Annotated in this window: 21 protein-coding genes; 13 read left to right on the forward strand and 8 right to left on the reverse strand. The window is 63.5% G+C overall.

Annotated elements, in window-relative coordinates:
- Complete coding sequence (locus QUH67_RS19345; protein ID WP_300940425.1) at window positions 1-990, reverse strand: DUF2155 domain-containing protein; 990 nt, start codon at window positions 988-990, stop codon at window positions 1-3.
- A 284-nt stretch (window positions 991-1,274) separates the two neighbouring features.
- Here QUH67_RS19345 and QUH67_RS19350 point away from each other — a divergent pair, with 284 nt between their 5' ends.
- The 4 genes from QUH67_RS19350 (at window position 1,275) to QUH67_RS19365 (ending at window position 5,674) form a co-directional block, all read left to right on the forward strand.
- Entirely contained in the window at window positions 1,275-2,054 is a 780-nt protein-coding gene (locus tag QUH67_RS19350; RefSeq protein ID WP_300940427.1) for an SDR family NAD(P)-dependent oxidoreductase, read from the forward strand.
- A gap of 31 nt (window positions 2,055-2,085) precedes the next feature.
- Window positions 2,086-3,030, forward strand: coding sequence for an alpha/beta hydrolase (locus QUH67_RS19355; RefSeq protein ID WP_300940428.1), 945 nt, complete (start codon window positions 2,086-2,088; stop codon window positions 3,028-3,030).
- 172 nt (window positions 3,031-3,202) lie between these two features.
- Window positions 3,203-4,549, forward strand: coding sequence for a sodium:proton antiporter (locus QUH67_RS19360; protein ID WP_300948097.1), 1,347 nt, complete (start codon window positions 3,203-3,205; stop codon window positions 4,547-4,549).
- A gap of 240 nt (window positions 4,550-4,789) precedes the next feature.
- Window positions 4,790-5,674 (forward strand): coiled-coil domain-containing protein, encoded by an 885-nt coding sequence (locus QUH67_RS19365; RefSeq protein ID WP_300940430.1) that lies wholly within the window; start codon window positions 4,790-4,792, stop codon window positions 5,672-5,674.
- 33 nt (window positions 5,675-5,707) lie between these two features.
- Here QUH67_RS19365 and QUH67_RS19370 read toward each other — a convergent pair whose 3' ends face one another.
- Window positions 5,708-6,646: a GlxA family transcriptional regulator gene (locus tag QUH67_RS19370; RefSeq protein ID WP_300940431.1), complete on the reverse strand. Its 939-nt coding sequence runs from the start codon at window positions 6,644-6,646 to the stop codon at window positions 5,708-5,710.
- Between the two features lie 111 nt (window positions 6,647-6,757).
- Between QUH67_RS19370 and QUH67_RS19375 the strand changes: the two genes are divergently transcribed.
- The gene (locus QUH67_RS19375; RefSeq protein ID WP_300940433.1) at window positions 6,758-7,462 is read left to right on the forward strand and encodes a DJ-1/PfpI family protein; all 705 of its coding nucleotides are present in this window, start codon (window positions 6,758-6,760) and stop codon (window positions 7,460-7,462) included.
- A 365-nt stretch (window positions 7,463-7,827) separates the two neighbouring features.
- On the opposite strand, the gene QUH67_RS19380 is transcribed toward QUH67_RS19375, so the two are convergent.
- Window positions 7,828-8,238 (reverse strand): NADH:ubiquinone oxidoreductase subunit NDUFA12, encoded by a 411-nt coding sequence (locus tag QUH67_RS19380; RefSeq protein ID WP_300940434.1) that lies wholly within the window; start codon window positions 8,236-8,238, stop codon window positions 7,828-7,830.
- A 267-nt stretch (window positions 8,239-8,505) separates the two neighbouring features.
- On the opposite strand from QUH67_RS19380, the gene QUH67_RS19385 reads away from it, so the two are divergent.
- Window positions 8,506-9,276, forward strand: coding sequence for a BA14K family protein (locus tag QUH67_RS19385; RefSeq protein ID WP_300940436.1), 771 nt, complete (start codon window positions 8,506-8,508; stop codon window positions 9,274-9,276).
- A 60-nt stretch (window positions 9,277-9,336) separates the two neighbouring features.
- On the opposite strand, the gene QUH67_RS19390 is transcribed toward QUH67_RS19385, so the two are convergent.
- Window positions 9,337-10,227: a DMT family transporter gene (locus tag QUH67_RS19390; RefSeq protein ID WP_300940437.1), complete on the reverse strand. Its 891-nt coding sequence runs from the start codon at window positions 10,225-10,227 to the stop codon at window positions 9,337-9,339.
- Window positions 10,228-10,407: 180 nt separating this feature from the next.
- On the opposite strand from QUH67_RS19390, the gene QUH67_RS19395 reads away from it, so the two are divergent.
- From QUH67_RS19395 to QUH67_RS19415, 5 genes are all read left to right on the forward strand, one after another.
- Window positions 10,408-10,815 carry a response regulator gene (locus QUH67_RS19395; protein WP_300940439.1) on the forward strand — a complete coding sequence of 136 codons (408 nt, stop codon included), beginning with the start codon at window positions 10,408-10,410 and terminating at the stop codon, window positions 10,813-10,815.
- A 15-nt stretch (window positions 10,816-10,830) separates the two neighbouring features.
- Complete coding sequence (locus QUH67_RS19400; RefSeq protein ID WP_300940441.1) at window positions 10,831-13,065, forward strand: CHASE3 domain-containing protein; 2,235 nt, start codon at window positions 10,831-10,833, stop codon at window positions 13,063-13,065.
- Window positions 13,066-13,476: 411 nt separating this feature from the next.
- Window positions 13,477-14,547, forward strand: coding sequence for a TAXI family TRAP transporter solute-binding subunit (locus tag QUH67_RS19405; RefSeq protein WP_300940442.1), 1,071 nt, complete (start codon window positions 13,477-13,479; stop codon window positions 14,545-14,547).
- Window positions 14,544-15,206, forward strand: a complete 663-nt coding sequence (locus QUH67_RS19410; protein WP_300940443.1) for a hypothetical protein — start codon at window positions 14,544-14,546, stop codon at window positions 15,204-15,206. The genes QUH67_RS19405 and QUH67_RS19410 overlap by 4 nt, the downstream gene beginning before the upstream one ends.
- Before the next feature lie 24 nt (window positions 15,207-15,230).
- Window positions 15,231-15,830, forward strand: a complete 600-nt coding sequence (locus tag QUH67_RS19415; protein ID WP_300940444.1) for a DsrE family protein — start codon at window positions 15,231-15,233, stop codon at window positions 15,828-15,830.
- A gap of 329 nt (window positions 15,831-16,159) precedes the next feature.
- Here QUH67_RS19415 and QUH67_RS19420 read toward each other — a convergent pair whose 3' ends face one another.
- The gene (locus QUH67_RS19420; protein ID WP_300940445.1) at window positions 16,160-16,963 is read right to left on the reverse strand and encodes a helix-turn-helix domain-containing protein; all 804 of its coding nucleotides are present in this window, start codon (window positions 16,961-16,963) and stop codon (window positions 16,160-16,162) included.
- A 351-nt stretch (window positions 16,964-17,314) separates the two neighbouring features.
- Between QUH67_RS19420 and QUH67_RS19425 the strand changes: the two genes are divergently transcribed.
- Window positions 17,315-18,568, forward strand: a complete 1,254-nt coding sequence (locus QUH67_RS19425; protein WP_300940447.1) for a Bug family tripartite tricarboxylate transporter substrate binding protein — start codon at window positions 17,315-17,317, stop codon at window positions 18,566-18,568.
- On the forward strand, window positions 18,568-19,467 hold the full coding sequence (locus QUH67_RS19430; RefSeq protein ID WP_300940448.1) for an MBL fold metallo-hydrolase: 900 nt from the start codon (window positions 18,568-18,570) through the stop codon (window positions 19,465-19,467). Before QUH67_RS19425 ends, QUH67_RS19430 begins: the two co-directional genes overlap by 1 nt.
- Before the next feature lie 177 nt (window positions 19,468-19,644).
- On the opposite strand, the gene QUH67_RS19435 is transcribed toward QUH67_RS19430, so the two are convergent.
- The 3 genes from QUH67_RS19435 to QUH67_RS19445 all read right to left on the reverse strand — a co-directional run bounded on the left by QUH67_RS19435 (window position 19,645) and on the right by QUH67_RS19445 (window position 22,481).
- Window positions 19,645-20,103, reverse strand: coding sequence for a hypothetical protein (locus tag QUH67_RS19435; RefSeq protein WP_300940450.1), 459 nt, complete (start codon window positions 20,101-20,103; stop codon window positions 19,645-19,647).
- Between the two features lie 282 nt (window positions 20,104-20,385).
- On the reverse strand, window positions 20,386-21,450 hold the full coding sequence (locus QUH67_RS19440) for a ketopantoate reductase family protein (protein ID WP_300940451.1): 1,065 nt from the start codon (window positions 21,448-21,450) through the stop codon (window positions 20,386-20,388).
- 134 nt (window positions 21,451-21,584) lie between these two features.
- Window positions 21,585-22,481 carry a DMT family transporter gene (locus QUH67_RS19445; protein ID WP_300948098.1) on the reverse strand — a complete coding sequence of 299 codons (897 nt, stop codon included), beginning with the start codon at window positions 22,479-22,481 and terminating at the stop codon, window positions 21,585-21,587.
- Window positions 22,482-23,120 lie beyond the last annotated feature (639 nt).

A 23,120-nucleotide genomic window follows, 5' to 3' on the forward strand; every position in this document is an offset into this window, starting at 1 on the left:
TCAATTCCCGAACAGCCCGCCGAACAATCCGCCGGGGCGCTGCTGCGGCGGAGGCGGTGGCGGCGGCGCCTGTTGCGGCTGCGGCTGGAACTGCGGCTGCGGCGGCTGTCCCGGCGGACGCGGCGCGGCCTGCTTTGGCTGTGGCGGACGTTTGGCGGCGGCCGCCGGCGGCGCGGCCGTCTTCGGATCGGGCTGCGCGCTGACGATGGTCTGGTCGGGACCTTTGCAGTCGGTCAGCCAGATGTCGTAGACCGGATGCTCGACACCATGCAGGCCGGGGCTTGCCGCGTACATCCAGCCGGAGAAAATCCGCTTCACCTCGCCCTGCAGCGTGATCTCGTCGACCTCGACAAAGGCGTCGGTGTTGGCGGCTTCCGTCGACGGCCGCGTATAGCAGGCGCTGGTCTTCACGCGCAGCGCGCCGAACTGCACGGTCTCGCCGATGTCCTCGTCGAAATTGATGATGCGGCCGGTGATCTTGTCGAGGCCGGAAAAGCTCGCCTTCTTGTTGGTGATCTTGGTGGCCGGCGGCTCGGACACGACCTCGTCACCCGGCTGCAGCGTGGCCGGCGATGCCGGCGCGCCTTTGGCTGGCGGTTGGCGCTGGCCCGGCGGGGCGGTGGCGACGCCCGGCTGGCCCGGCTGCGGTGGCTGGACGGCAACGCCCGGCTGGGTGCCCTGAGGCGCGACCGTCGTTCCCGGCGGCGGCGCCAGCGGCTGCGACTGGAAGCTGCCCGGCGGGGGGAGGCCCTGCCCCGGCGGCGGACGGTTCGGGGTTGGCAACAGGCGGCCGCGCGGCAGCTCCGGCACTTCCTCGTCGTCGTCAGGGTACGGCTGCGGCTGCTGGTTGCCGCGCGGAATCGCACCCGGCGGCCGCAGCGGCGGGTCGGAAAAGATATTGCCGATCTGCGCCTGCGCCGGCGGCACGAGCGACGTCATGGTGGCGGCGATCAGGGCCGCAAGACCGGTCAGGGCAATGGTTCGAAGCATCTCGCGGCTTTTACAGGCGAATCGGGCTCGCGACATAGTACAGACTTGTCCGCCGCTCGCGTCACTCCCGGTTAACACGCCGAATACGGCGCGGAAAGGGCGGCCTGCCCCCGTCCCGCCGTACTCGATCCCGGCCCGGACGGTGCGCCATGATCTAGCCACGCCCCGCTTCAGATGAAATAGTCGCTTTGGTTCGCGCCTGGCTGCCCACGCCCGGCGCGAAAACCACCAAAATCCGGAACAACCGGAGCAGCGAGAGGAACCCCCAGGACATGTCAGACCGCATGACCGATCGAATTCGACTCGATGGCCGGGTTGCCGTCGTCACCGGCGCGGCCGGCGTCATTGGAACCGCAACCATCCGCCTGCTGGCCGAACGCGGCGCCCGTATCGTCGCCGTCGACCGCCGGGAGGACGACCTCAAGGCCGCCATCAAGGGCCTGCCCGCCTCGGCCGAAGCGCTCGCGGTGACAGCCGATGTCACGCACGAGGACGAGGTCGCGGACTATGTCCGCGCCACGGTCGACAGGTTCGGCACGATCGACGCGTTCTACAACAACGCCGGCATCGAGGGCGACATCAAGCCGATCCCGGAATATTCGCTGGAGAGCTTTCGGCGCGTGCTCGACGTCAATGTCGTCGGCGTCTTTCTCGGCATGAAGCACGTGCTGCCGGTAATGCTGAAGCAGAACAAGGGCAGCATCATCAACACCGCCTCCATCGCCGGCCTGATGGGGTCGCCGATGATCGCGGTCTACAGCGCCAGCAAGCACGCGGTGATCGGGCTGACCAAGAGCGCGGCCTGGGAATGCACCGGCACCGGGGTGCGCGTGAATTGCGTGTGCCCCGGCCTGATCGACAGCCGCATGCTGAGCACGATTTTGCAGGGCCGCAATCCCGGCAACGAGCCGCCGCCGAACGACAAGATCGTCGACCGGATTCCGGCGCGCCGGCTTGGCCAGGCGTCCGAGGTCGCCTCCATCGTGGCGTTCCTCGCCTCCGACGAGGCGAGCTACGTTTCCGGCTCCGCCTACACCGTCGACGGCGGCCGCACCGCCGCCTGAGCTTTATTCACACAACGAGGTCTTTGTCAGTATGCCCGTCACTCTCGATCCCGATGCCGCCGCCATCTTCCAGGCTTTCCAGGATGCCGGCCGTCCCGCCTACGAGACGCTGCCGCCATCGGAAGCGCGCGAATATTACCGGATCGGCCGCGTGGTCATGAACCCCGAGCCGCCCGCGATCGAATCGAATGAGCCGCTGTCGATCCCCGCGCCGCACGGCGCGATCCCGGCGCGCATCTACACGCCGACGACGCTGCGCAGGCACAACGGCCTCGCGCCATGCCTGGTGTTCTTTCACGGCGGCGGCTGGGTGATCGGCGATCTCGATACCCATGAAGTGGTTTGCCAGCAGCTCGCTCATGAGGGCGAACTGATCGTGATCTCAGTCGACTACCGTCTCGCGCCGGAACACAAATTCCCCGCCGCCGCCGATGACGCCGTCACCGCCACCAAATGGGTGGCGGACAACGCCAGACAACTCGGCATTGACGCCGCGCAGCTTCTGGTCGGCGGCGACAGCGCCGGCGGCAATCTCGCCGCCGTGGTGGCACTGGCCGCGCGCGACAACGGCCCAAAGCTCGCCGGCCAGGTACTGGTCTATCCCGCCACCGATTTTGCGATGAAGCATCCCTCGCACAGCGAGCCCGAGACCAGCGTTCTGCTGACGCACTCCGTGATCAAATGGTTCAGCAACCACTATCTCAACAGCGCGGCCGACATCGATCACTGGAAGGCCTCGCCCGCGCGCGCCAAAACGCTGGCCGGCCTGCCGCCGGCCTATGTGCTGACCGCGGGCGCCGATCCCCTGCGCGACGAGGGCGCCGAATATGCCGCGCGGCTGAAGGAGGCCGGCGTGCCGGTGACCTACCGCCACTTCCCCGGCCAGTTCCACGGCTTCTTCACCATGGGCAAGCTGCTGCAGCAGGCCAATGTCGCCGTCAGCGAAATCGCGAGCTGGATGAAGGCGCTGAAATGAAAGGTTCAGGTTATACAAGTTCCGAGAAGCAGCTAGCTCTTGGGTACATTCACGGATGAAGTTCCTCGCCTCCATTGCCACCCACCCGGCGCGACATCCCGGCGGCCCCAAGCTTCGTCTTCTTGCTGTTCTGGCGGGAGCCGGACTTGCGGCGATCGTCCCGTCTGAAGCCATGGCGGCCGACCTGGACGGAACGAAGCTGGGCCTGACATGGTGTCTGCCGTTCGTCGGCATATTGCTCTCAATTGCACTCTTTCCTCTTTTCGCGCCGCATTTCTGGGAACATCATCACGGCAAGGTCGCCCTGTTCTGGGCGGTACTCATCTCCGTTCCCATGGCGCTATCGCTCGGTACTGCAACCACGGCGAATGCGCTCGTTCATACCGCCCTGCTGGAATACATTCCCTTCATTCTGCTCCTGCTGGCATTGTTCACAGTCGCCAGCGGCATCGTGGTTTCCGGCAATCTGCATGGGGCGCCGATGACCAATACGGTGCTTCTCGGCATCGGGACCATTCTCGCCAGCCTGATCGGTACCACAGGCGCATCCATGGTGATGATACGTCCCGTTCTTCGCGCCAACGACGACCGGAAGCACAATGTGCACGTCGTCGTGTTCTTTATTTTTCTGGTTTCAAACATCGGCGGCTCGCTCACGCCGCTCGGCGATCCACCCCTGTTTCTCGGTTTTCTCCGAGGGGTGGACTTCTTTTGGACCACGCGACACCTGTTCTCCGAAACGCTGTTCGTGTCCGCCGTGCTCCTGGCGGCTTTCTTTGTGATGGACACGATTATCTACCGACGCGAAGGCCACGTGCCGTCGGATCCGACACCTGATCAACCGATCCGGCTGCACGGCGGCCTCAACATGCTGCTGGGCGGCGTCATCATTATTGCCATCCTGCTCAGTGCCAAGCTGCAGCTCGGCACCCTTTCGATACTGGGGACGGAGGTATCGATTCAGAATCTGCTGCGCGACGCCGCCATGGTCGTCGTGACGCTGGTGTCGATTCTCATCACACCCAAGCGGAATCACGAGGCAAACGGTTTCTCGTGGTCGCCGATCGCGGAAGTAGCCGCGCTGTTCGCGGGCATCTTCGTGTCAATTGTTCCGGTGTTGGCAATGTTGCGGGCCGGAAGTGCCGGGGCCTTCGCGCCCCTCGTCGCCATGGTCACGAACGCGGACGGCAGCGCCAACGTCGCAGCCTATTTCTGGCTGACAGGCGCGCTCTCGTCCTTTCTGGACAACGCGCCGACCTATCTGGTTTTCTTCGAACTTGCGGGCGGCAACGCCGAGTGGTTGATGCGCCAGGGTGCCTTGACGCTCGCGGCAATCTCGTCGGGCGCGGTATTCATGGGGGCCAACACCTATATCGGGAATGCTCCGAACTTCATGGTCTACGCCATCGCCCGCCAGAAGGGCGTCAAGATGCCAAGCTTCTTCGGCTACATGCTTTGGTCCGGATGCGTGCTGCTGCCGGTCTTCGCATTAACAACCCTGATTTTTTTCCGAACCTAGCCGTGTCCCGGGCAGACGGCCCGGCGCGGACCGCGCCTCTACCTGAAACGGCACAATGAGCGGCGGCTCGAATCAGCGCTGCCTTGAGACGGGTGGCCGGCGCCTCTCCGCCATGATCCAACGGCCCTCGCTGTCCAACAGACTTAAGCCGCAATGTCATCCAAGTTTCAGGCTAGTTTTCGCATGCAGCGAATCGGCGGGATGATTCGGCGGATGATTTTGACGCGCGGGGGTATTGCCATGGCTTTTTTCAAGCGCGAACTCGGCCCGATCGAGCGTTTCGAGAACGCGCTGAAGGAGAAGCAGACGGCGCGGCAGAAGCTGGCGGACCGGCTGGCGGCGGCCGAATCGGAACTGGCGGAAAAGCGCACCGCCGCCGAAAAGCTGGCGGTGGCCGGCGCCGCCAATGCCCGGCTCGATCGCGCCGAAGCCGCCATGCGCGCGGTCGAGGACCGCGCCAAGACGTGGCGCGCCGAACTGGCAGAATTCGATGAGCAGGTCGCCTCGGCCGAACGCGCGCTGACGGACGCCAAGGCACAGCGCGACCGCGACACCATGGCGGACCAGATCGAAGCCATGGCTTCAGCGATCGAACGCGCCGTGCCGGGATTCGACGGCGGCGCCAACGCGCTGGTCGAAGCCGTGACCAAGGCCGCCATGTCGATCCCCGACGCGACGCGGTTCTCGGGCAACGTGGACGCGGTGCGCCGCGAGGTTCTCGCCGCCGCGGATCTGATCTGCTGGGAGCTGCGATCCGCCGCGGTGCGTACGCGCGCCGGCAACGCCAATCTCGCCAGTCTCGCACCGTCAGAAGCGGAAAATCCGCTATCGCCGGAGATTGACCGGCAGTTGATCTACACCCTCCATCCCCTGCGCTGGCGTGAGGGTGACGAGGTGCGCCGGGTTCCGGCCTTTGCGCTGGTCGGGTTGCCGAAAACGCTGCTGGCGGCGGCGCTGCAGCATCAGCACGTCGACCATCTCAACGCCCGCCGCGTGCAGACACTGATGCATCTCCATGGCAGCGCGGGGCTCGGCGAACCCGAGGCGGACGATCCGCAGTTGGTCGATCTCGACGCCTTGCTCATCGCGGAGGAAGCGCCGAGCCCGCAAGCCGACGTGGCCTGAGCGCGGCGAACCCCGCGCCTGCCCGATAAGTCCCTATCCCGCCCGCGCCGCGCGGCGCAGCGATTGCGGCGGCTGGCCGAAGGCGCGGATGAAGGCGCGGCGCATCCGTTCCGGATCGCGAAAGCCGGTGGACTGCGCGACGTGCTCGATCGCCTCGCTGGAAGACTGCACGCGCTGCCGCGCCACCTCGATGCGCAACCGCTCGACCGCCTTTGACGGCGTGGTGCCGGTTTCGGCCACGAAGGCGCGGGTGAAATGCCGCGCGCTCATGCCGGCCTGTTCAGCGAGATCTTCCACCGTGAGCGGCGCATCGAGATTTTCGCGCGCCCAGGCCAGCAGCGTCCCGAAGCGGCCGTTCGGCGCCTTCAATTCCAGCAGCGAGGAGAATTGTGACTGGCCGCCGCTGCGGCGGTGATAGAGCACCAGTTGCCTGGCGGTCTGCTGCGCGATCTCGTCGCCATAGTCCTCCGCGATCATCGCCAGCGACAGGTCGATGCCGGCCGATATCCCGGCCGAGGTCCAGACGTTGCCGTCGCGCACGAAGATGCGGTCGGGCTCCAGCTTCACCTGCGGATAGGCTTTGACAAAATGCGGCGTGCGCTGCCAGTGCGTGGTGGCGCGGCGGCCGTCGAGCAGGCCGGCCTCGGCGAGGACATAGGCGCCGGAGCAGACGCTGGCGATGCGGACGCCACGCCTGGCGCTCGCGCGCACGAAATGGAGCGTCTTCTCGCAGGCCGCCGCCTGCCGTACCCCTTCGCCGCCCGCGACGATCAGCGTCGTGATCGCGGATGCGGATTTCAATCGCCGCGCGACGATCTCGATGCCCGACGACGAACGCACCGGTCCCGGCGTCACCGCCAGCGTGCGGATCGCCGGCGCGCCTTCCGCAAAGCGTGCCGCGATCTCGAAGGCCGAAATCGGCCCGGCGGCGTCGAGCAACTGGAAATCCGGAAAGATGAGAACGCCGATCATGGTACCGCTCGCTTTTGATGCATGTCTTGAAACGAGGGAAAAATGCCATTTCGGACGTGAGGCCACCATGTCAGTATGCCGTCCGTCAAGCCCATTTTTCCGGAGGTCACGATGTCCGCGCCGTCCCCCACGCCTACCCCGCTGCAAATCGGTCTCGTGCTGTTCCCAAGAGTCACCCAGCTCGATTTCACCGGTCCGCTGCAGGTGTTCTCCAGCCTGCCCGACGCCAAGGTGCACCTGATCTGGAAGCGGATCGAACCGGTCACCAGCGATTCCGTGCTGCTGCTGACGCCGACCACGACCTTTGCGGACTGTCCGCAGCTCGACGTCATCTGCGTGCCCGGCGGCTTCGGCACAGACGACATGATCAATGACGAGGAGATGCTGGCCTTCCTGCGCAAGCAGGCGCCGGGCGCCAAATACATCACCTCGGTCTGCACGGGTTCATTGGTGCTCGGCGCCGCCGGCCTGCTGAAAGGTTATCGCGCGGCGACGCACTGGACGGCGATGGATTTCCTTTCGGCGTTCGGCGCGATTCCGACCAAAACGCGGGTCTGCGTCGACCGCAACCGCGTCACCGGCGGCGGCGTCACGGCGGGCATCGATTTCGCGCTGACGCTGGTCTCGCTGCTGCACGACCGCAAGACCGCGGAGACCATCCAGCTCCGTCTCGAATACAATCCCGCGCCGCCGTTCAATTCCGGTTCACCCGATACCGCGCCGCCGGAAGTGCTCGCCATCATGAAAGACCGGATCGCAGCGGGGCAAATCCGCCGCGGCGAGATGATCGAGCGCGCCGCCGCGCGGATGGGCTGAAGAGCGGTCGCGTCCGGGACGCGTCGCACGAGAAAAAGGCCGCCTGGTTTCCCAGACGGCCTTTCCTGTCCTACGGCAGCCACACATGAGCGGGGCGATTTCAGAATCTCTGCACCGGGGGCCTATTTCCCGGCCGTGTCCTGATCGGTGGCCGCTGCAAATCGGGGCAGTCGCGACTGGAGCCCGACACCGACGCGATGGTTTCCCATCTCCGTAAGATGTCCCCATTGAGCCGTACGTCCGCGCACAGCACAAGACGGCGCCAGCGGATGTCCCCGCTGATCCCGTAATTCACAGGGAATGGCTGTGGTCAGAAGTGCGTGCAGCCGCCATGCGATCGATGACGCATGGCGATGAGATGTCTCTCAGTTTCCTGGCGTCCACGCCTGATAGTCGCCGGTCGCCTTGGGACGGCGGCCAGAGGCCAGCGTCGAGCCGGAAGGACGATAGGCCGCGGGCGTGCCGGTCATGTTCGGGACATGCGGCTTTTCCCATTCCCGCGGCGTGTAATTCTCTTCGGTCGGCGCGACATCGACGGTGTGATGCAGCCAGCCATGCCAGGATGGCGGCACGCGGGTCGCCTCGGCATAGCCATTATAAATCACCCAGCGCCGCTCGAAGCCGAGCGTCGGATCGATCTTGCGGCCCTTGGTGCGATAGTAGCGGTTGCCCTGCTCGTCCTCGCCGACCAGCTCGCCGAATCGCCACGTCCACAATTGCGTCCCGAACGTCTGGCCGCTCCACCAGGTGAAAAATTTCAGCAGAAACAGCTTCATGAGGGCTCGGCCGGTTCGAGATGTCGTGCCGCTCTGATGCCACCGGCGGGCCGGATTGTCCAGCCAAAGGCTGATCTGCGGCCCTTCCGAGACGATGCTTTGCACGGACTTTGAACGCTCGCGTCCGGCCTCAGAGCGGGCGCAATCCGTTCATCCCGCGTACAGTTCCGACCTGACAGGCTGAGATTAAGCGCGATCCATGGCCGGGTTCGGGAACGTCCTCCTGTTGAACGGGTTAGGACCCATATCGCGCAAATGGAGCCAACAATGATCAATCTTAAAGTTTTGAGTACTGTGGCGGCAATCGCCCTGGTGGTGCCGATGCTCGGCGCCGCGCAGGCGCAGGAAGGCCGCGGCGGCGGGATGGGAAGTGGCGGCGGCGGTGGCGCGGCTATGGGCGGCGGCATGAGGGCCGGCGGCGGCGGCGGTGGCGGTGGCGGTGCAGCCATGGGCGGCGGCATGAGGGCCGGCGGCGGCGGTGGCGGTCCAGCCATGGGCGGCGGTATGAGGGCCGGCGGCGGCGGTGGCGGTCCAGCTATGGGCGGCGGCATGAGGGCCGGCGGTGGCGGGGCGGCTATGGCCCCAGGCGCGGGCGGCGGATTTAGAGGCGACCAGATGGGCGCTGCACCCGGCGGTGGCGGCTTCCGGGGTGGCGTTGCGGCTGGTGGCGGTGACCGAGGCTTCAGGGCTGAAGGCATTCGACCCGGCGTCGGTGGCGGTCGCTTTGCGGGTGGTGGCTACCAAGGTGGCGGCTGGCAAGGCGGCGGTCGACATGTCCATCGTCACGGCTACCGTCACGGCGGCTTCTGGCCGGGCGTAGGGATCGGGGTCGGCCTTGGGACGACCTACGGATATTACGGCAGCCCGTCGTATTACGACGACTCCTACGGCTATTATGACGATGGCGTAGTCGCGGTGGCCCCCCAGACCGGCGGCGATGATGTGGCGTACTGCATGCAGCGCTACAAATCGTACGATCCCGCGTCAGGGACTTATTTGGGCTATGACGGCCAGCGTCATCCCTGCCCGGCGCAGTAATACCCTGGTGTGAGTTGGAAGGGCGGTGCACCCCGGTGCGCCGCCCTTTCGTTTGAAGAATCACGCGCGCAACGCCACGGCCACGCCACCCAGCGTAATCACCAATGCCGCGATCTCGCGCAAGCCGAGCGGCTCATGCAGCATTGCTGCGGCCGACAGGACGCCGACGACGGGAACCAGCAAGGTACCAATCGAGGCTGTCGCCGCCGGTAGCCGTTCCAGCGCGGCGAACCAGCAGACGTAGCAAAAGCAGAACTGGATCAGCGTCATATAAAGCAGCGACAGCCAGCCGACATAAGACAGAGCGGCCAGATGCGGCTGTTCGATCGCAAGCCCGACGATCGCGATCGGCAGGCATCCGAGCCCGATCTGCCAGGCGGCCAACGACAATGGCGGCATCGCCAGCGGAAAATGCTTGGTCAGCACGGTGCCGAGGCCAACGCAAACCGCGCCGGCCAGCGCGCATGCCAGCCCCGGCCATTTCTCGACGCTGGCATCAATGCCGTTGCCGCCGATCAAAACGACGATACCGGCCAGCGCGACCGTCAGCGCGACGGCGCGCAGCGGCGACAGCCGCTCGCCGAGAATCGGCCACGCCAGAAACGCCACCCACACCGGAATCGAGATACCGAGCACCGCGGCCTCGCTGGCATTGAGCCACAACAACGCCAGTCCCATGAACGCGACCCACCCGCCGATGGTCAGCATCGACACCAGCAACAACCGCAGCCATATCGGCCGCGGCACGCTCAGTTTTTGCCGCCGCGCGAGCGCAACCAGCGCCAGGGCCGCGGCACCGGCAATGCCGCTCAGGCCGCGCGACGACAATGGCGGCCATTCCGTCAGCAGATGTTTCATGATCGGAAAGTTGAGGCCCCATCCGACCGACGTGACGGCGAGCAAGATGAGCCCGAGCGACGACAGCCGCCCCGCGCGATCGATCGGAGACATGGCGGGCTTAGATCCGGAATCGGAGGTACATGTGTTCTTGTTCTGGCACAGCGAAACGGAATTGCCTCAAGTAACTTTTATATGCACTGTAGCATACAGACGACTTGTCGGCGCTTCGACTTAATCGCCGCATGGGATGCGCGATTCACCCGATCGCCGCCCGAGGAAGAAGGAATCATCGTGCCGCGGATTCTCGTGGTCGATGACGACCCGATGGTGTGCGTCGCCATCGAGGTCTGTCTGGCGAGGAAGGGCTTCGAGGTCACCGTCGCCGACGGTGGTGAAGCGGGAATGCGCGCACTGGAAACCGCCGATTTCGACGTCATGCTGATCGACGTGTTCATGCCGCACATGCGCGGTTTCGAAGCGATCCGGATGTTCCACGAGCGCAGGCCGGACATACCCGTCGTCGCGATGTCCGGCTATGCCTTCGCCAATACCGAGCGCGCCCCCGATTTTCTGCGGATTACCATCGAACTCGGCGCGGTATGCTGCCTGCGCAAGCCCTTCACGCCGGATGCGCTGCTGGCCTCTGTCAACCAATGCATCGCCATGCCGAAGGCTTCCGTAAACCAACTGAAATCGTGAAGTAAGCAACGGTCAATGCCCTCGCAGCGCATCATCCTTGGAATCGGCCTTGCCATCCTTCTGATGACCGGCGCCGCCTCGATCGGATTAGACCTCACGTCGCGGTCCGACAGCGCATCGTCCGACCGCGCGTCCGGCATACTCGCGAAAATCTCGGACATGCGGCCGATGCTGCGCCGTGCGGAAAGCGCGGCGCGCGCGTTCGCGATCACCGGCGATCCGCAATTCGCCAGGGAATACCGCGACGCCAGCGATACGATCCTGCCGGCGTTCGCCGCACTGATCGAAGCCGTCAAGGACAATCCGACCGAAAGGCAGCTGATCGAGCAGGCCAATGCGCTCGTGGAGCGCCAGATCGCGCTCAACGGCGAACTGATCCGGTTCAAGATTGCGGGAGACGACGCCGCGGTCGCCGCGCTGGTCGGCCAGGAAGATCGCGCGATCACCGCCGCCATCGCCGGCAACCTGGAAAAGGCGGTCGCGGAAGAGCGCCGCCTGCTGGCCGCCGGGCGCGCCCGATCCGAAGCCGAAGCGAAGTTCCTGCTGGCGATCGACCTCGCCGGCGTCGCGCTGATCCTGTTGCTCGCCACCGCTCTGACGGTGTCGACGCGTCGCTCCCGCCAGGCGCTGCAGGATTCGCTGAGCGCCAGCCAGGCTACCAATGAGGCGCTGGAGGCGGCGGTCGCCGAGCGTACCGAACATCTGGTCGCCGCCCATAACGAACTCAGGCTTTCGGCCGCCGTTTTGCGCAGCACCTTTCAAAGCATGGCGGAGGCGGTCCTCGTCATAGACCCCACGGGCGAGGTCCTGCTCTCCAACCCCGCCGCCGAGAAAACGCTTCGCTTCCGACCGGGAATGACGGTGGAACTGATGCGGTCGCTCAGCACGGTTTTTCATGCCGACGGCGTTACCCCACTGCTGAGCCAGGATATGCCCGCGTCGCGCGCGCTCCGCGGCGAGGCGTTCGACGCCACCGAAATGGTGGTCCGACCTGTCAGCGGCAACCCGCCGCTCCATCTCATCGTCAGCGGCCGGCCGCTGCGTGACGCCGCTGGCGCCATCAGCGGTGCGGCGCTGGTCTATCACGACGCCACCGCCTCGCGCGAAACCGAACGCAAACTGCTGCAATCGCAGAAACTCGACGCCATCGGCAAGCTCACCGGCGGCGTCGCGCACGACTTCAACAACATGCTGACGGTGATCACAGGCACCACCGAAATGCTGGTGGAGGACCTGGCGCGTCAGCCGGAACTGCAGAAGACGGCCCAACTGATCGACCAGGCGGCGGAACGCTGCCGCGAGCTTGTCCAGCACCTGCTCGCCTTCGCCCGCCGCCAGCCGCTGCAGCCGCGCGATGTCGACGTCAACGCGACCGTGATGGACATGGCCAAACTGCTGCGCCCGACGCTTGGCGAACAGATCGAGATCGACTCGATTCTCGAGCAGGAAACCGCGAACGCCCATATCGACGCCTCGCAGCTCGCCAATTCCCTGCTCAACATGGCGATCAACGCCCGCGACGCGATGCCAAACGGCGGCAAGCTGCTGCTGGAGACGCGCAACGTCGTGCTCGACGAGGCCTATGCACAGGCCAATCCGGACGCCAGGCCCGGTCCCTATGTGATGCTCGCCGTCAGCGACACCGGCGGTGGCATGTCGCGGGAAGTGCTGGACAAGGTGTTCGAGCCGTTCTTCACCACCAAGGATGTCGGCAAGGGCTCGGGCCTCGGGCTGAGCATGGTCTACGGCTTCGTCAAGCAATCGGGAGGCCACATCCGGATCTACAGCGAGGTCGGCCACGGCACCACGATCAAGCTCTATTTGCCGCCGGGCCGGGGCCAGTTCGAGGCCGCGCCGGCCGCGGCGGCGGCGCTGCCGATGGGCCATGAAACCATCATGGTGGTGGAAGACGATGCAATGGTGCGCAATTTCGTCGTCACCCAATTGCAGAGTCTGGGATACCGCACGGTGGCGGCCGCCAACGGCCCGGCGGCGCTGAGCCTGGTCGAGGACGGACAGGCGTTCGATCTCCTGTTCACCGACGTCATCATGCCCGGCGGCATGTCCGGCCGCGACCTCGCCGAGAAAGTCCGCAAGCTGCGTCCCGGCATCAAGGTGCTCTACACGTCGGGCTATACCGACAATGCGATCGCACATCAGGGCCGCCTCGATCCCGGCGTGCTGCTGCTGACCAAGCCGTACCGCAAGTCCCAGCTCGCCACCATGATCCGCCGCGCGCTGACGGAGTGAGGCGCGCTCTATCGCGTTCTCACGGCTGATCTCCGCGCTTCCACGATGACAGATATTGAAGACCCGCTCTCCATCCGGGAATGGTGTGCGGACAGGTTTTCACCGGGCTATCATCTGGTCACCGCTGGCAAAAACTCGTTCTATGACGCCCCCGACCGCTCGCTGCGCGGCGGCTCGTTACTCTGCCACGAGGATGCAGAAGTTGACGTTTGCTATGCACGATAGCGTGCACTCCCGGTTGAAAAACGTAAAAAATGCACGCTTTGCCCAAATTGCGACGCGTGACGATGCGAAGAGGTATGCGCTCTCCGCCAAGCTTGGACGTCAACCGGAACCAAAGGATTCAAGAAAGCGGAAACGCGATCCGACGCGCCGCGTCGCGGGTATGCAATCAAATGTAGGAGTTGCCCGATGCAAAGATTGATCGGATCACGCCCCCTGCTTTCTCTCGCCGCATGGGGTGCGCTCTTCCTGGCCATTCAGCCGTCCCTGGTGGACGCACAAACGACAAATGCGCTCGGCCCAAACGCCCGCCCGCAGCGGACCAATCCGCCACCCAAACCGCAAGAAACCGCGAAGGCGAAGCCGAAGGAGTCCATCAACGCCTGGACGGTCGGCCTTGCCGGAGGCCTCCTGGAGGGGGCGCCGATCCGCTTTGCCTCAGAGATGGCCCGCGTGGTCGATGACGGCGACAATCTGCATGTTTTGCCGGTCGTGACACGGGGGCCGACGGAGAACGTCAATTCCCTGCTTTATCTGCGCGGTATTGATGCTGCGATCATCAATTCCGACTCGCTCGACGAGTACAAGAACCAGGTGCCGGATATTCAGCGCAAGATCACCTACGTGCTCAATCTGTTCCCGTCGGAATTGCATGTCTTCGTCCGGCCCGAGATCCAGAGCCTCAACGACCTCGCCGGCAAGAAGGTCAATTTCAACACGCAGGGCACAGCCGCGGCTTACTCGGGGCCGCTGATCTTCAGCCGTGTCGGTCTCGACGTCGAGAAGACGTTCATTCCGCATCAGGTCGCGCTGGAACAGATGCGCAAAGGCGAAGGCGGGATGGCCGCGGTGGTTTTCATCACATCGAAGCCGATCGATGCTTTTGTGCGCGGACGCTTTGAGCCGGGATTCAAGTTCGTGGCTGTCCCGTACAACAGAAAGCTGGAGGACTACTATCTTCCGTCGAACCTCACGGCGGCCGACTATCCCAACCTGATCAATCAGGGTGAGCGCGTGGAGACGATCGCGGTGCCCACCGCGCTGGTCGCCTTCAACTGGCCGACCACGTCGAACCGCTATGATCGCGTCGCGCGCTTTGTCGATCATCTTTTCTCGCGGCTGGATCGGTTGCAGGGGCCCGGCTTCGATCCGAAATGGAAATCGATCAATCTTGCCGCGTCGGTTCCGGGTCTCACCCGTTTCCCCGCGGCACAGGCCTGGCTCGATCGCCACCCGCGCGGCAGCCAGGCATCGAAATGAAAGCGGTCATCGCGAAGAAGGGCCTGGCCACTCCGTTGCCGGTTGTCCTTGCCGTCATGAGCGGGATTGCATCGGTGCGAGCTGCGAACGATCCGGCGGCTCAGCCTCGTGCTTGCTCCATGGTGGACAAAGCGGGTCAGTTGCAATGTCTCGACAGGCGATCGCGTGCCCCCGCGCCGCCGCTCCAACTCGCGCTCGCGGGTGATGGCTGGATCGTCAGCGAGACGACGTCACCTGTGGACTATTCGCCGATTGCCACGGCCACGACGTCATCGCGCAAGGTTGCGGACGCCTCGGAGATGCGGCTGACCATTCGCTGCCGCGGCGAACGTACCGAACTCGTGGTTGAGGGGCCCGCCATTACCGACCGCGGCGATAACTACTTCATTTCCTATCGCGTGAATGGCGGTCCGTCAGTGCAACTCGCAGGCGCCGCACCGGCATTTGGAGACGGCGTTGCGTTCAAAGGCGATGTTGTCGCGTTGCTGCAGTCGCTTCCGAACGATGGGGAACTCGTTGTGCGGCTGTTTCCGCTGTCGGGAAGCGCGCTTGACGGAATTTTCGCGCTCGAAGGGCTTGAAGCGTTACGGGGAAGGATCGGCGCGACATGCAAATGGCCACGCGCCATCGCCAAGCCCAACAACCGACAATCAAGGTGAAGCTTTCTTCAAGAGAGGTGGACGATGAGTATGCTTGGGTATATCGCGAGGGCCGCCATCGCGGGCGCGATCGCGCTGTTGGTCACCACGGTCTTGTCGGCGGCACAGGATGCCCAACGGCCGCTGACGCGGACACCAAAAGCCGATGCCGCCGCGCAGAAACGCATGGCGATCACTCCCGCAAAATCCTCGGCCAAGGCGCAGACGAAAAAGTCGTCTGCCTTTGCGCTCGCAGCCGAGGATCCCGCAGGGAAGAAGGAGCACCACCTGATCCTTCAGGTTAATAGCAACGATCCCGCAGCGATGAATCTCGCGCTCAACAACGCCACGAATGTCGTCGACTATTACAAGGAAACCGGCGAGACCGTAAAAATCGAAGTGGTCACCTTCGGACCGGGCCTTCACATGCTGCGCGACGACACCTCGCCCGTCAAAGCGCGGATCGAGACGATGTCGCTGAGCAACCCGGAGATTTCGTTCAAGGCCTGTGGCAACACGCAAGCGAACATGCACAAGGCCGAGAACAAGGACATACCGCTCATCCGCGCGGCGGAAGTGGTGAAGTCCGGCGTCATCCGCATCATGGAGCTGCAGGAGAAAGGCTGGGCCTATGTCAAGCCGTGAGCCATTTGCAGTTTGGCTCTTTCGTTCGACGCACCGGCTAGACCACCGACGCCGAACGCTACGGCTGGAGATTTGAGCGAAACCCGCGTTACGGGACCCCCGCCCCCACCGATCCTCTGCCACGAATCCTATTGCAATCGGCACCGTGTCCCTGCACGCAGCTCGAGGACATGGTATGGTTTGGCGAGTAATATGGGGTTTCGAGTGGCGCGCGAGGACTAGCTAGGATGCGGACTCATAAAGCGCAGCCGCTTTCGCGCTGGAGCGGACATTGACCTGCCGATAATCCCGGATCAAACCGCCGATGATGACCCGAAACAGACTCCAGGTCAGATTCCCGGCTCGCTACGTAGCGTGTGTATGATTTCCGTTGCGGCTGACTGGAGATCGCCCAGACAGTCCCTGACCATCTCTTCGACACTGCGGGCAGACTTTGGCCAGATCACGTTGATCGCGCCATGGACTCGCCCTCGATCGAGGAGCGGAACGGCCATGCCGGCCAACCCATCTGGCAATTGCGCGCCGTAAGGTCCGCCGACGAATGCCTGATCACGCAAGCCATAACCTCTCTTCCGGGTCTCGGATAAAATCTCACCGATACGCTTTGGATCGCGCGCCAGCCAATCTTCCGGCTTATCCGACTTGCGGAGCAAATTGATTATCTTCTGACGTTCGGCTTCGGGACAATGGGCCAGGTACGCCCGTCCAACTGCAGACAACAACCAGCTCACCGGCATGCCCACTCTGTCCTTGCTGTAGAAGGTCATGAAGGGACTTTGGGTCCGGCTCGACTCCCGGTTCTCCATGTGGTCGCCCGCGGGAACCATCAGGTCCGATGGCCACGACACCTTCTGGCACAATCGGTCGAGCACTGGCGCGGCCGCCTCGGCGACGCGATCGTAGCGGTCGCGCTTCCGCCCGAGGCGGGTCAGACTAGTGCTGATGCGATAGCGCCCGTCAGCTAGCCGGCGCGAAACCATGCCGGACTGTTCAAGCGTGTGCAGAATTCGCAGCAATGTCGGCTTCGGAATTCGGGTAAGGCGATAGACATCCTGCAGCGAGGAAATCGGCGTCGCGTTCAGCGCCTTGAGTACCTGAAGGCCGCGCTCAATGCTCCTGATCGTCTTCGTCATGAAGCGAACCCTCGCCACGCGCTGAAATGACGGCAGTGCAACCCGAAGTTATCTCGGATTTATCGTTCCACGTAGTGAAATCAATGGTTTCACCTAGTGAAATCAGCGCGTTTTTTGATTTGCGGAAGCACGATCCGGCCGCATTCTCCAGCGCGCGAAGTACCAGACGATGCGTAAGCGCTCGCCAAACTCGATACCGAACACGGAGAACGAGGACATGTTGGCCCCGGACACCGCAGACGCTATCAGCTTCGCCTTCGGATTATTCAACCTGCTTCGGCTGGTCTCTTACATTCCTCAGATCGCTGCGGTCGCGCGCGACCACCAGGGTGCCCATGCCATCTCGCTGACGTGCTGGATAGTGTGGATTGGTGCGAACGCAACGACTGCGCTCTATTGCTGGGTCAAACTCGCGGACTTCGCACTCGCATCCGTAAGCGCCCTCAACACAATGTGTTGCCTGCTTGCTTTCGTTGTCGCTGGCTACAAGCGCTTCATCTTTTCTCGGCCCCGGATCGTTCGGCGGCTGGTTCCCATGAAGAGGTTGCCGGCAGCCGTGAGTGTTTCCTGCAACTGAGCAAATTTCAACCCTACCTGAACAAGGAGGACGCAATGAACGTGGTTCGAAATTTTCGGGCAGTGATGTTCACGATGCTCCCGTTGACAGCAGCAACCTTTGCCAACATTGCGCAGGTCACCGCACAGCAATTTCCTTACAGGACCATCACCATCGTGGTGCCGGGTGCTCCGGCCACGCCGCCGGACGTCATCAGCCGGGTGATCGCAACCGAACTATCGGAAAGTGAAGGCTGGCGCGTCACCGTCGAGAACAAGGCCGGCGCCGTTCAGACGCTCGGCGGCGCCGAGGTTCTCAAACACCCAGCCGACGGACATACCATCTTCGCGATGGCGGTGCCGGTGAGCGCCGCGCCGGCGTTCCTGCCGAACATGCCATTCCGATTGGAAACCGACTTCGCGCCGGTGATCAAGCTATCGACATCGTACAACGTGCTGGTGGTGAATCCAGCGGTGCCGGCGAAGTCGGTTTCCGAACTGGTCGCACTCGTGAAGGGTCAACCCGACAAGCTCACCTTCTCATCCGGCGGGTTCGGGACACCCGCTCATCTGATTGGCGAGATGTTCAAGCTGCAGACCGGCACCCGCGCCACCCATGTCCCCTATAACCAGTTCCCGCAGGCGATCGGCGATCTGCTCAACGGCACCAATCATTTCATGTTCATCACGACGCTTCCGGTGGTCGACCTGATCGCGGCCGGCAAGCTGCGGGCGCTGGCGGTCACCGGGCCCAAACGCATCGCGGCACTCCCCGACGTTCCCACCATTGTGGAGCAAGGTTTTCCCAACCTGGTGGTGGAGGATTGGGTCGGGTTCGCCGTAAAGAGCGGGACACCGAACGACGTCATCGGCCGGCTGAACGAAGCGATCAACAAGGCGCTGGGCAAGCCGAAAGTCCGTGAGGCCTTCGCGCGGGTCGGAGCGGAACCGGCAGGCGGCACCTCGCTCGCATACGGCGAACTGATCAAATCGCAGATGGCCCATTGGGCAAAGGTCGTCAAGGATTCCGGCATCAAGATGGGGCAATAATGGGTGGGGATGATTTCAAGGTAACGCTGTTGGGCACCGGGACACCGATCCCGGTGCCCGACCGCTTCGGTCCAAGCACACTCGTCGAGGCAGGCGATCAAAAACTGCTGTTCGATGCCGGCCGCGGCGCATCGATCAGACTCAATCAACTCGGCGTGCCGCTCGGCCGCATCGATGCGCTTCTGCTCACGCATTTTCACTCCGATCACACCGTCGGTATTCCGGATCTGTGGTTGACCGGTTGGCTCCAATCGTACTTCGGAACGCGAAAGACGCCGCTGCGGGTTATTGGGCCGGAGGGCGCAAAGACCCTGATGACCCACCTTGAGCAGGCGTACGCGCTCGATATCAGTATTCGCATCGAGGATGAAAAGCTTCCGCCGCAAGGCGCTAGCATCGAGGTGAGTGAATTTATTGCGGATGGGGTGGTTTACGAAAAAAGTGGTGTGAAGGTCACCGCCTTTGAAGTCGACCACGGTGCGGCAATCAAACCGGCGTACGGATACCGCATCGAATATGCCGGTCGTAGCGTCTTGATCTCAGGCGATACGCGCTACAATCAGAACGTCATCAAATACGGGGCCAACACCGATCTGCTCATTCATGAGGTAGCGATTGTCAGACCTGAACTGCTCTCACAACCGTTCATCCAGCGCATCATGGCCCATCATACGACCGCGACCGAAGCCGGTAAGTTGTTCGCGATTACCCAACCAAAGCTTGCCGCCTACACACACCTGGTTTTTCTCGCGAGCGAAGCGGTACCGCCAGCCACCGTTGCCGACCTCATCGCGGAAACGCGACGAACTTTTGACGGTCCATTGGAAGTCGGAGAGGATTTGATGACGTTCAAGATCGGGACGTCAGTGTCAGTGCATCGATTTACGTCGTCGAAGTGAGGCTTAGTCGTTCCACCGGCGTGACCAGGCGAACCGCATGTGCGTTGTTGGCCCTTAGCCGACACGTCAAGCTCGACTACTGCGCCGGTCGGTTTGTGACCGTGAGCGGACTTCGGCGGCCGTCTGCGTTATTGGCCCGGCGGCTAAAGACCGATCGGTGCGCATATTGCTGCCTGATCAGTCGTTCACGCTAATATCCGTAAGCAGGAATCCCGCCGGCGTCTTGGTAAAGACGAATATGTCCTCGCCGCAGAAGACGTAGTAACTGTCAGTCTTGTCTTCCTCGCGCGCGTAGAGGGCCTTGCCGCGCTGGAGACACGCGCGATTTTTCGCCTTGAATGAGGTCGCATAGGTCTTGGCGCGAAATTGCGCGGCGTCGCGAATGTCACTGTCGTTCATGAACGGCAATCGCGCCATACCGGCGATGGCGGCGGAATCGTTTGCTTTCAGCGCCGCGCGAAATTTCTCGATGAAGCCATCAAATTCCTTCTGCAAGGCAGGCGACGCGACGGCTTCTTTCGGCGCCTTGGCGACGGCTGGCGCAAGGTTCACGAGTGCGGTCGCAAGCATAATTCTCAGCAAAAATTTCACGGGTCGGCCCAGTCCATCCACCAATCGAAGGTCTTCCAAATCCATAGTGTTTCGTCGCGTCAAAGCCCTTTCTGGTTCACCGGCGCAGCGTTGACTCCGGCCAATCGTGGACCGACGGCATTGGGCGGAGCATGCGCTGGCATGTTTCGCCGCGCCTGCTGCAAAGCAGAAATTGGCCCATCGCGACCTTGGCTGCGATTGCCCAAGGGCGGTCGGCACTGGAGGAACGCGAAATGCAGCAATGCCGATCCGAGCCGCTGATCGCAAGGCGTTCAGCTTAGCCGCATCGCAGCGCTCAGCGCTACCTCAAATCCCGAAATCGATCCCCTACTCCGACCCCGATCCCCCCGCCACGATCTTCTCGTTCAGTTTCTGATCGACCGTCTGCACCGTGCGGTCGATCTCGGCAGAGGGGGCGCCAAGCTGGTCGGACACCAGCTTCACCAGCAGGTCGACCCGCTCAATGAAAGGCGCGCCGCTGGCGACCGCCCTCGCCGCCGATGACGGCTTGAGCAGGCTTTCCGCCGCCTTGGCGTATTTTTCGAACGGCACCTGGTCCGCGGGGTCTGCGCCCAAACGCCGGGCGATGCTGTCGACATGATCATAGATCGACCGCGAGAGTTTCAGGTCGCCATGCACGGCGTCGCGGATCGACTGCGGCTCGTGCGGGGTGATGCAGCGGTAATTGCCGGTCAGCAGCATCGACCATTTTGCCAGCGGCACGAACAGCGAGTCGAACACTTTCAGCTTCACCGGCACGTCCTTGCCGTCGAGCGTCACCGCGTCGATGCCGGCTTCGAGCTCGCGCAGCAATTCGTTGTGCTTCGCATCCTCGAAGGCGGCGGCCTTGAAGTTGGTCGGCAGGCCGACATGAAGCACGTTGGCCGCCTCTTCCGGCGGGCGAAACGCCTGCGGATCGGGCGAGCACAGCGTCACCAGTCCCGGCTTGAAGCGCTCCCACACCGACGCATTGGTGTAGGCCTCCTCGAGGTCCATCTCCGCCAGCGCCGGGATGCGCTTGAGATAAGGCAGCGGCGGCATGTTCATGATCGACAGGCACGGTAGCCCTGCGGAAGCGATCTTGATCATCAGCACGCGGATGGTGTGGTTGGTATATTGCGGCTCTTGCATCGCCAGGCCGACCAGATCGTAGCGCGACAGATCCACGTCCTGCGGCGTGGTCGCATCCAGTTTGCCCGGCAGGTCGCGCGAAAAGATCGCGCGATGCACGGCCTCGTCGCGCAGCTTGATGCGCACTTCAGTGCCATCGCGGTTGATGAGGTCCGCCGTCTTGCGGCGGCAAACAAGGGTCACGTTGTGGCCGGCCATCAACAGCTTGGTCGCCAGCAGCGAGCCGTAAGAGGCCCCGAGGATCAGAATGTTGCGCGCCATGTTTCTCCCTCTCTGTTAATTATACCAAACACAGTATACCAGAATTGTTCCGCGCCGACGGCTACCGCAAACCGGCAGGCATTACAATCGGACAGGGAAATTTCCCTGGGCCAGGAGCTTGGCCACCAGAGACTTCACGATCTTGTCGCCAGCACGACCCCGCCCAGCGTGAACACCAGCGCCACGATCTGGATCAGCCCGAGCGGCTCTCCCAGCGCGATCGCCGACGCCACCACGCCGATGACCGGAACCGCCATGGTGCCGATCGCCGCCACCGAGGCCGGCAGCCGCGCCAGCGCGGCGAACCAGCTGACATAGGCGATGCAGAACTGGATCACGGTGGAATAGACCAGCAGCCACCAGCCGAGCGCCGTGACCTTTTCGATATGCGTGGTCTCGAAGGCGAGGCCGAGGATGACGATCGGAAAACATCCCAGCCCGATCTGCCACGCCGCAGCCGGGATCGGCGGCAGCGGCAGCGGCAGCCGTTTCGCCAGCACGGTGCCGAGCGCAAAACCCATCGCGCCGGTCAGCGCCATCAGGATGCCCGGCAGCTTTTCTGTCGCCGCCGAGATGCCATTGCCGCCCATGATCGTGGCCAGTCCCGCGAACGCCATCACCAGCGCCACCGTGCGCAGCCATGTCGGCCGCTCGCCGAGCACCGGCCAGGCGATCAGCGAGGCCCATACCGGCATGGTGTAGGCGATCAGCGCCGCCTCGCTCGCCGGCAGCCACAACAGCGCCAGCCCCATCAGCACCATCCAGCCGGTGACGTTGAGCAGCGCCGCCATCATCAGCCGCGGCCACAAATGCCGCTCGACCCGCAGGCTGTCCGACCGCGCCAGCGCCAGGCCGGCCAGCAGCGCCGCCCCGATCACGCCGGTGGCGCCGCGCAGGGTGAGCGGCGGCAGTTCGCTGAGCAGATATTTCGTGACCGGCCAGTTGAAGCCCCAGCCCACCGAGGTGATGGCGAGGAACATCAGGCCGGCGGGCGCGATCCGCCCCGGCGCGGCGGGTTTTGATTCTGTCATGGCGCCCGGCAAGGCAACGAGATGGGATGGAAAAGCGATGGAATCGGCCATCACCTTGCCGCTTATCGGCGGCGGCCACCACGGGGGCGCGGACATGCCAGACCTCCCGCACCGTAGCCTCACCTGAGTCTCTGCAGCGCAACCCTCGGGCTCGAAAAAATACCTGCCCTGTGAACAGCGGGACGAAGCCGATTTCCACACGCCCGAACAAATTTTTTGTGTTGGGAATCCCTGAGGACTCACCGATACTTGGCGGCATCACGGGGGCGAGACGCCCCCTGTTTTCCCAAGCTTTCCACCATATTTAGTGTTTGATTCAGGAACTCGTACTAGTCCTTGACGGGTCGGACGGGTTTGGCCTAGCGTTAGCTCTGGACGGCGCGAGTTGAGTTTTGGGTCCCGCCGGACGCTCCCAAACGGGTTCCAAACAAGCGCTGCGCCGGCCGGTCGAGGCACGGATCGCGGGCTTGTCTGTCTCGAAACGGAGGTGGCCGGCGCACCGGATAACGAGCCGAATGGCTCAGGTGCTGTGTTGCGTTTGAGGGATTGGTCCTGCCTCCCGGCGGGGCCTTGGGGTGGCGAAGACAGAAACAGGGCCGGATCCACCGGTCGAACTGGCTGACGGCAACGCCGGGGATT

The sequence above is a fragment of the Bradyrhizobium roseum genome (assembly GCF_030413175.1).
Taxonomy (GTDB): domain Bacteria; phylum Pseudomonadota; class Alphaproteobacteria; order Rhizobiales; family Xanthobacteraceae; genus Bradyrhizobium; species Bradyrhizobium roseum.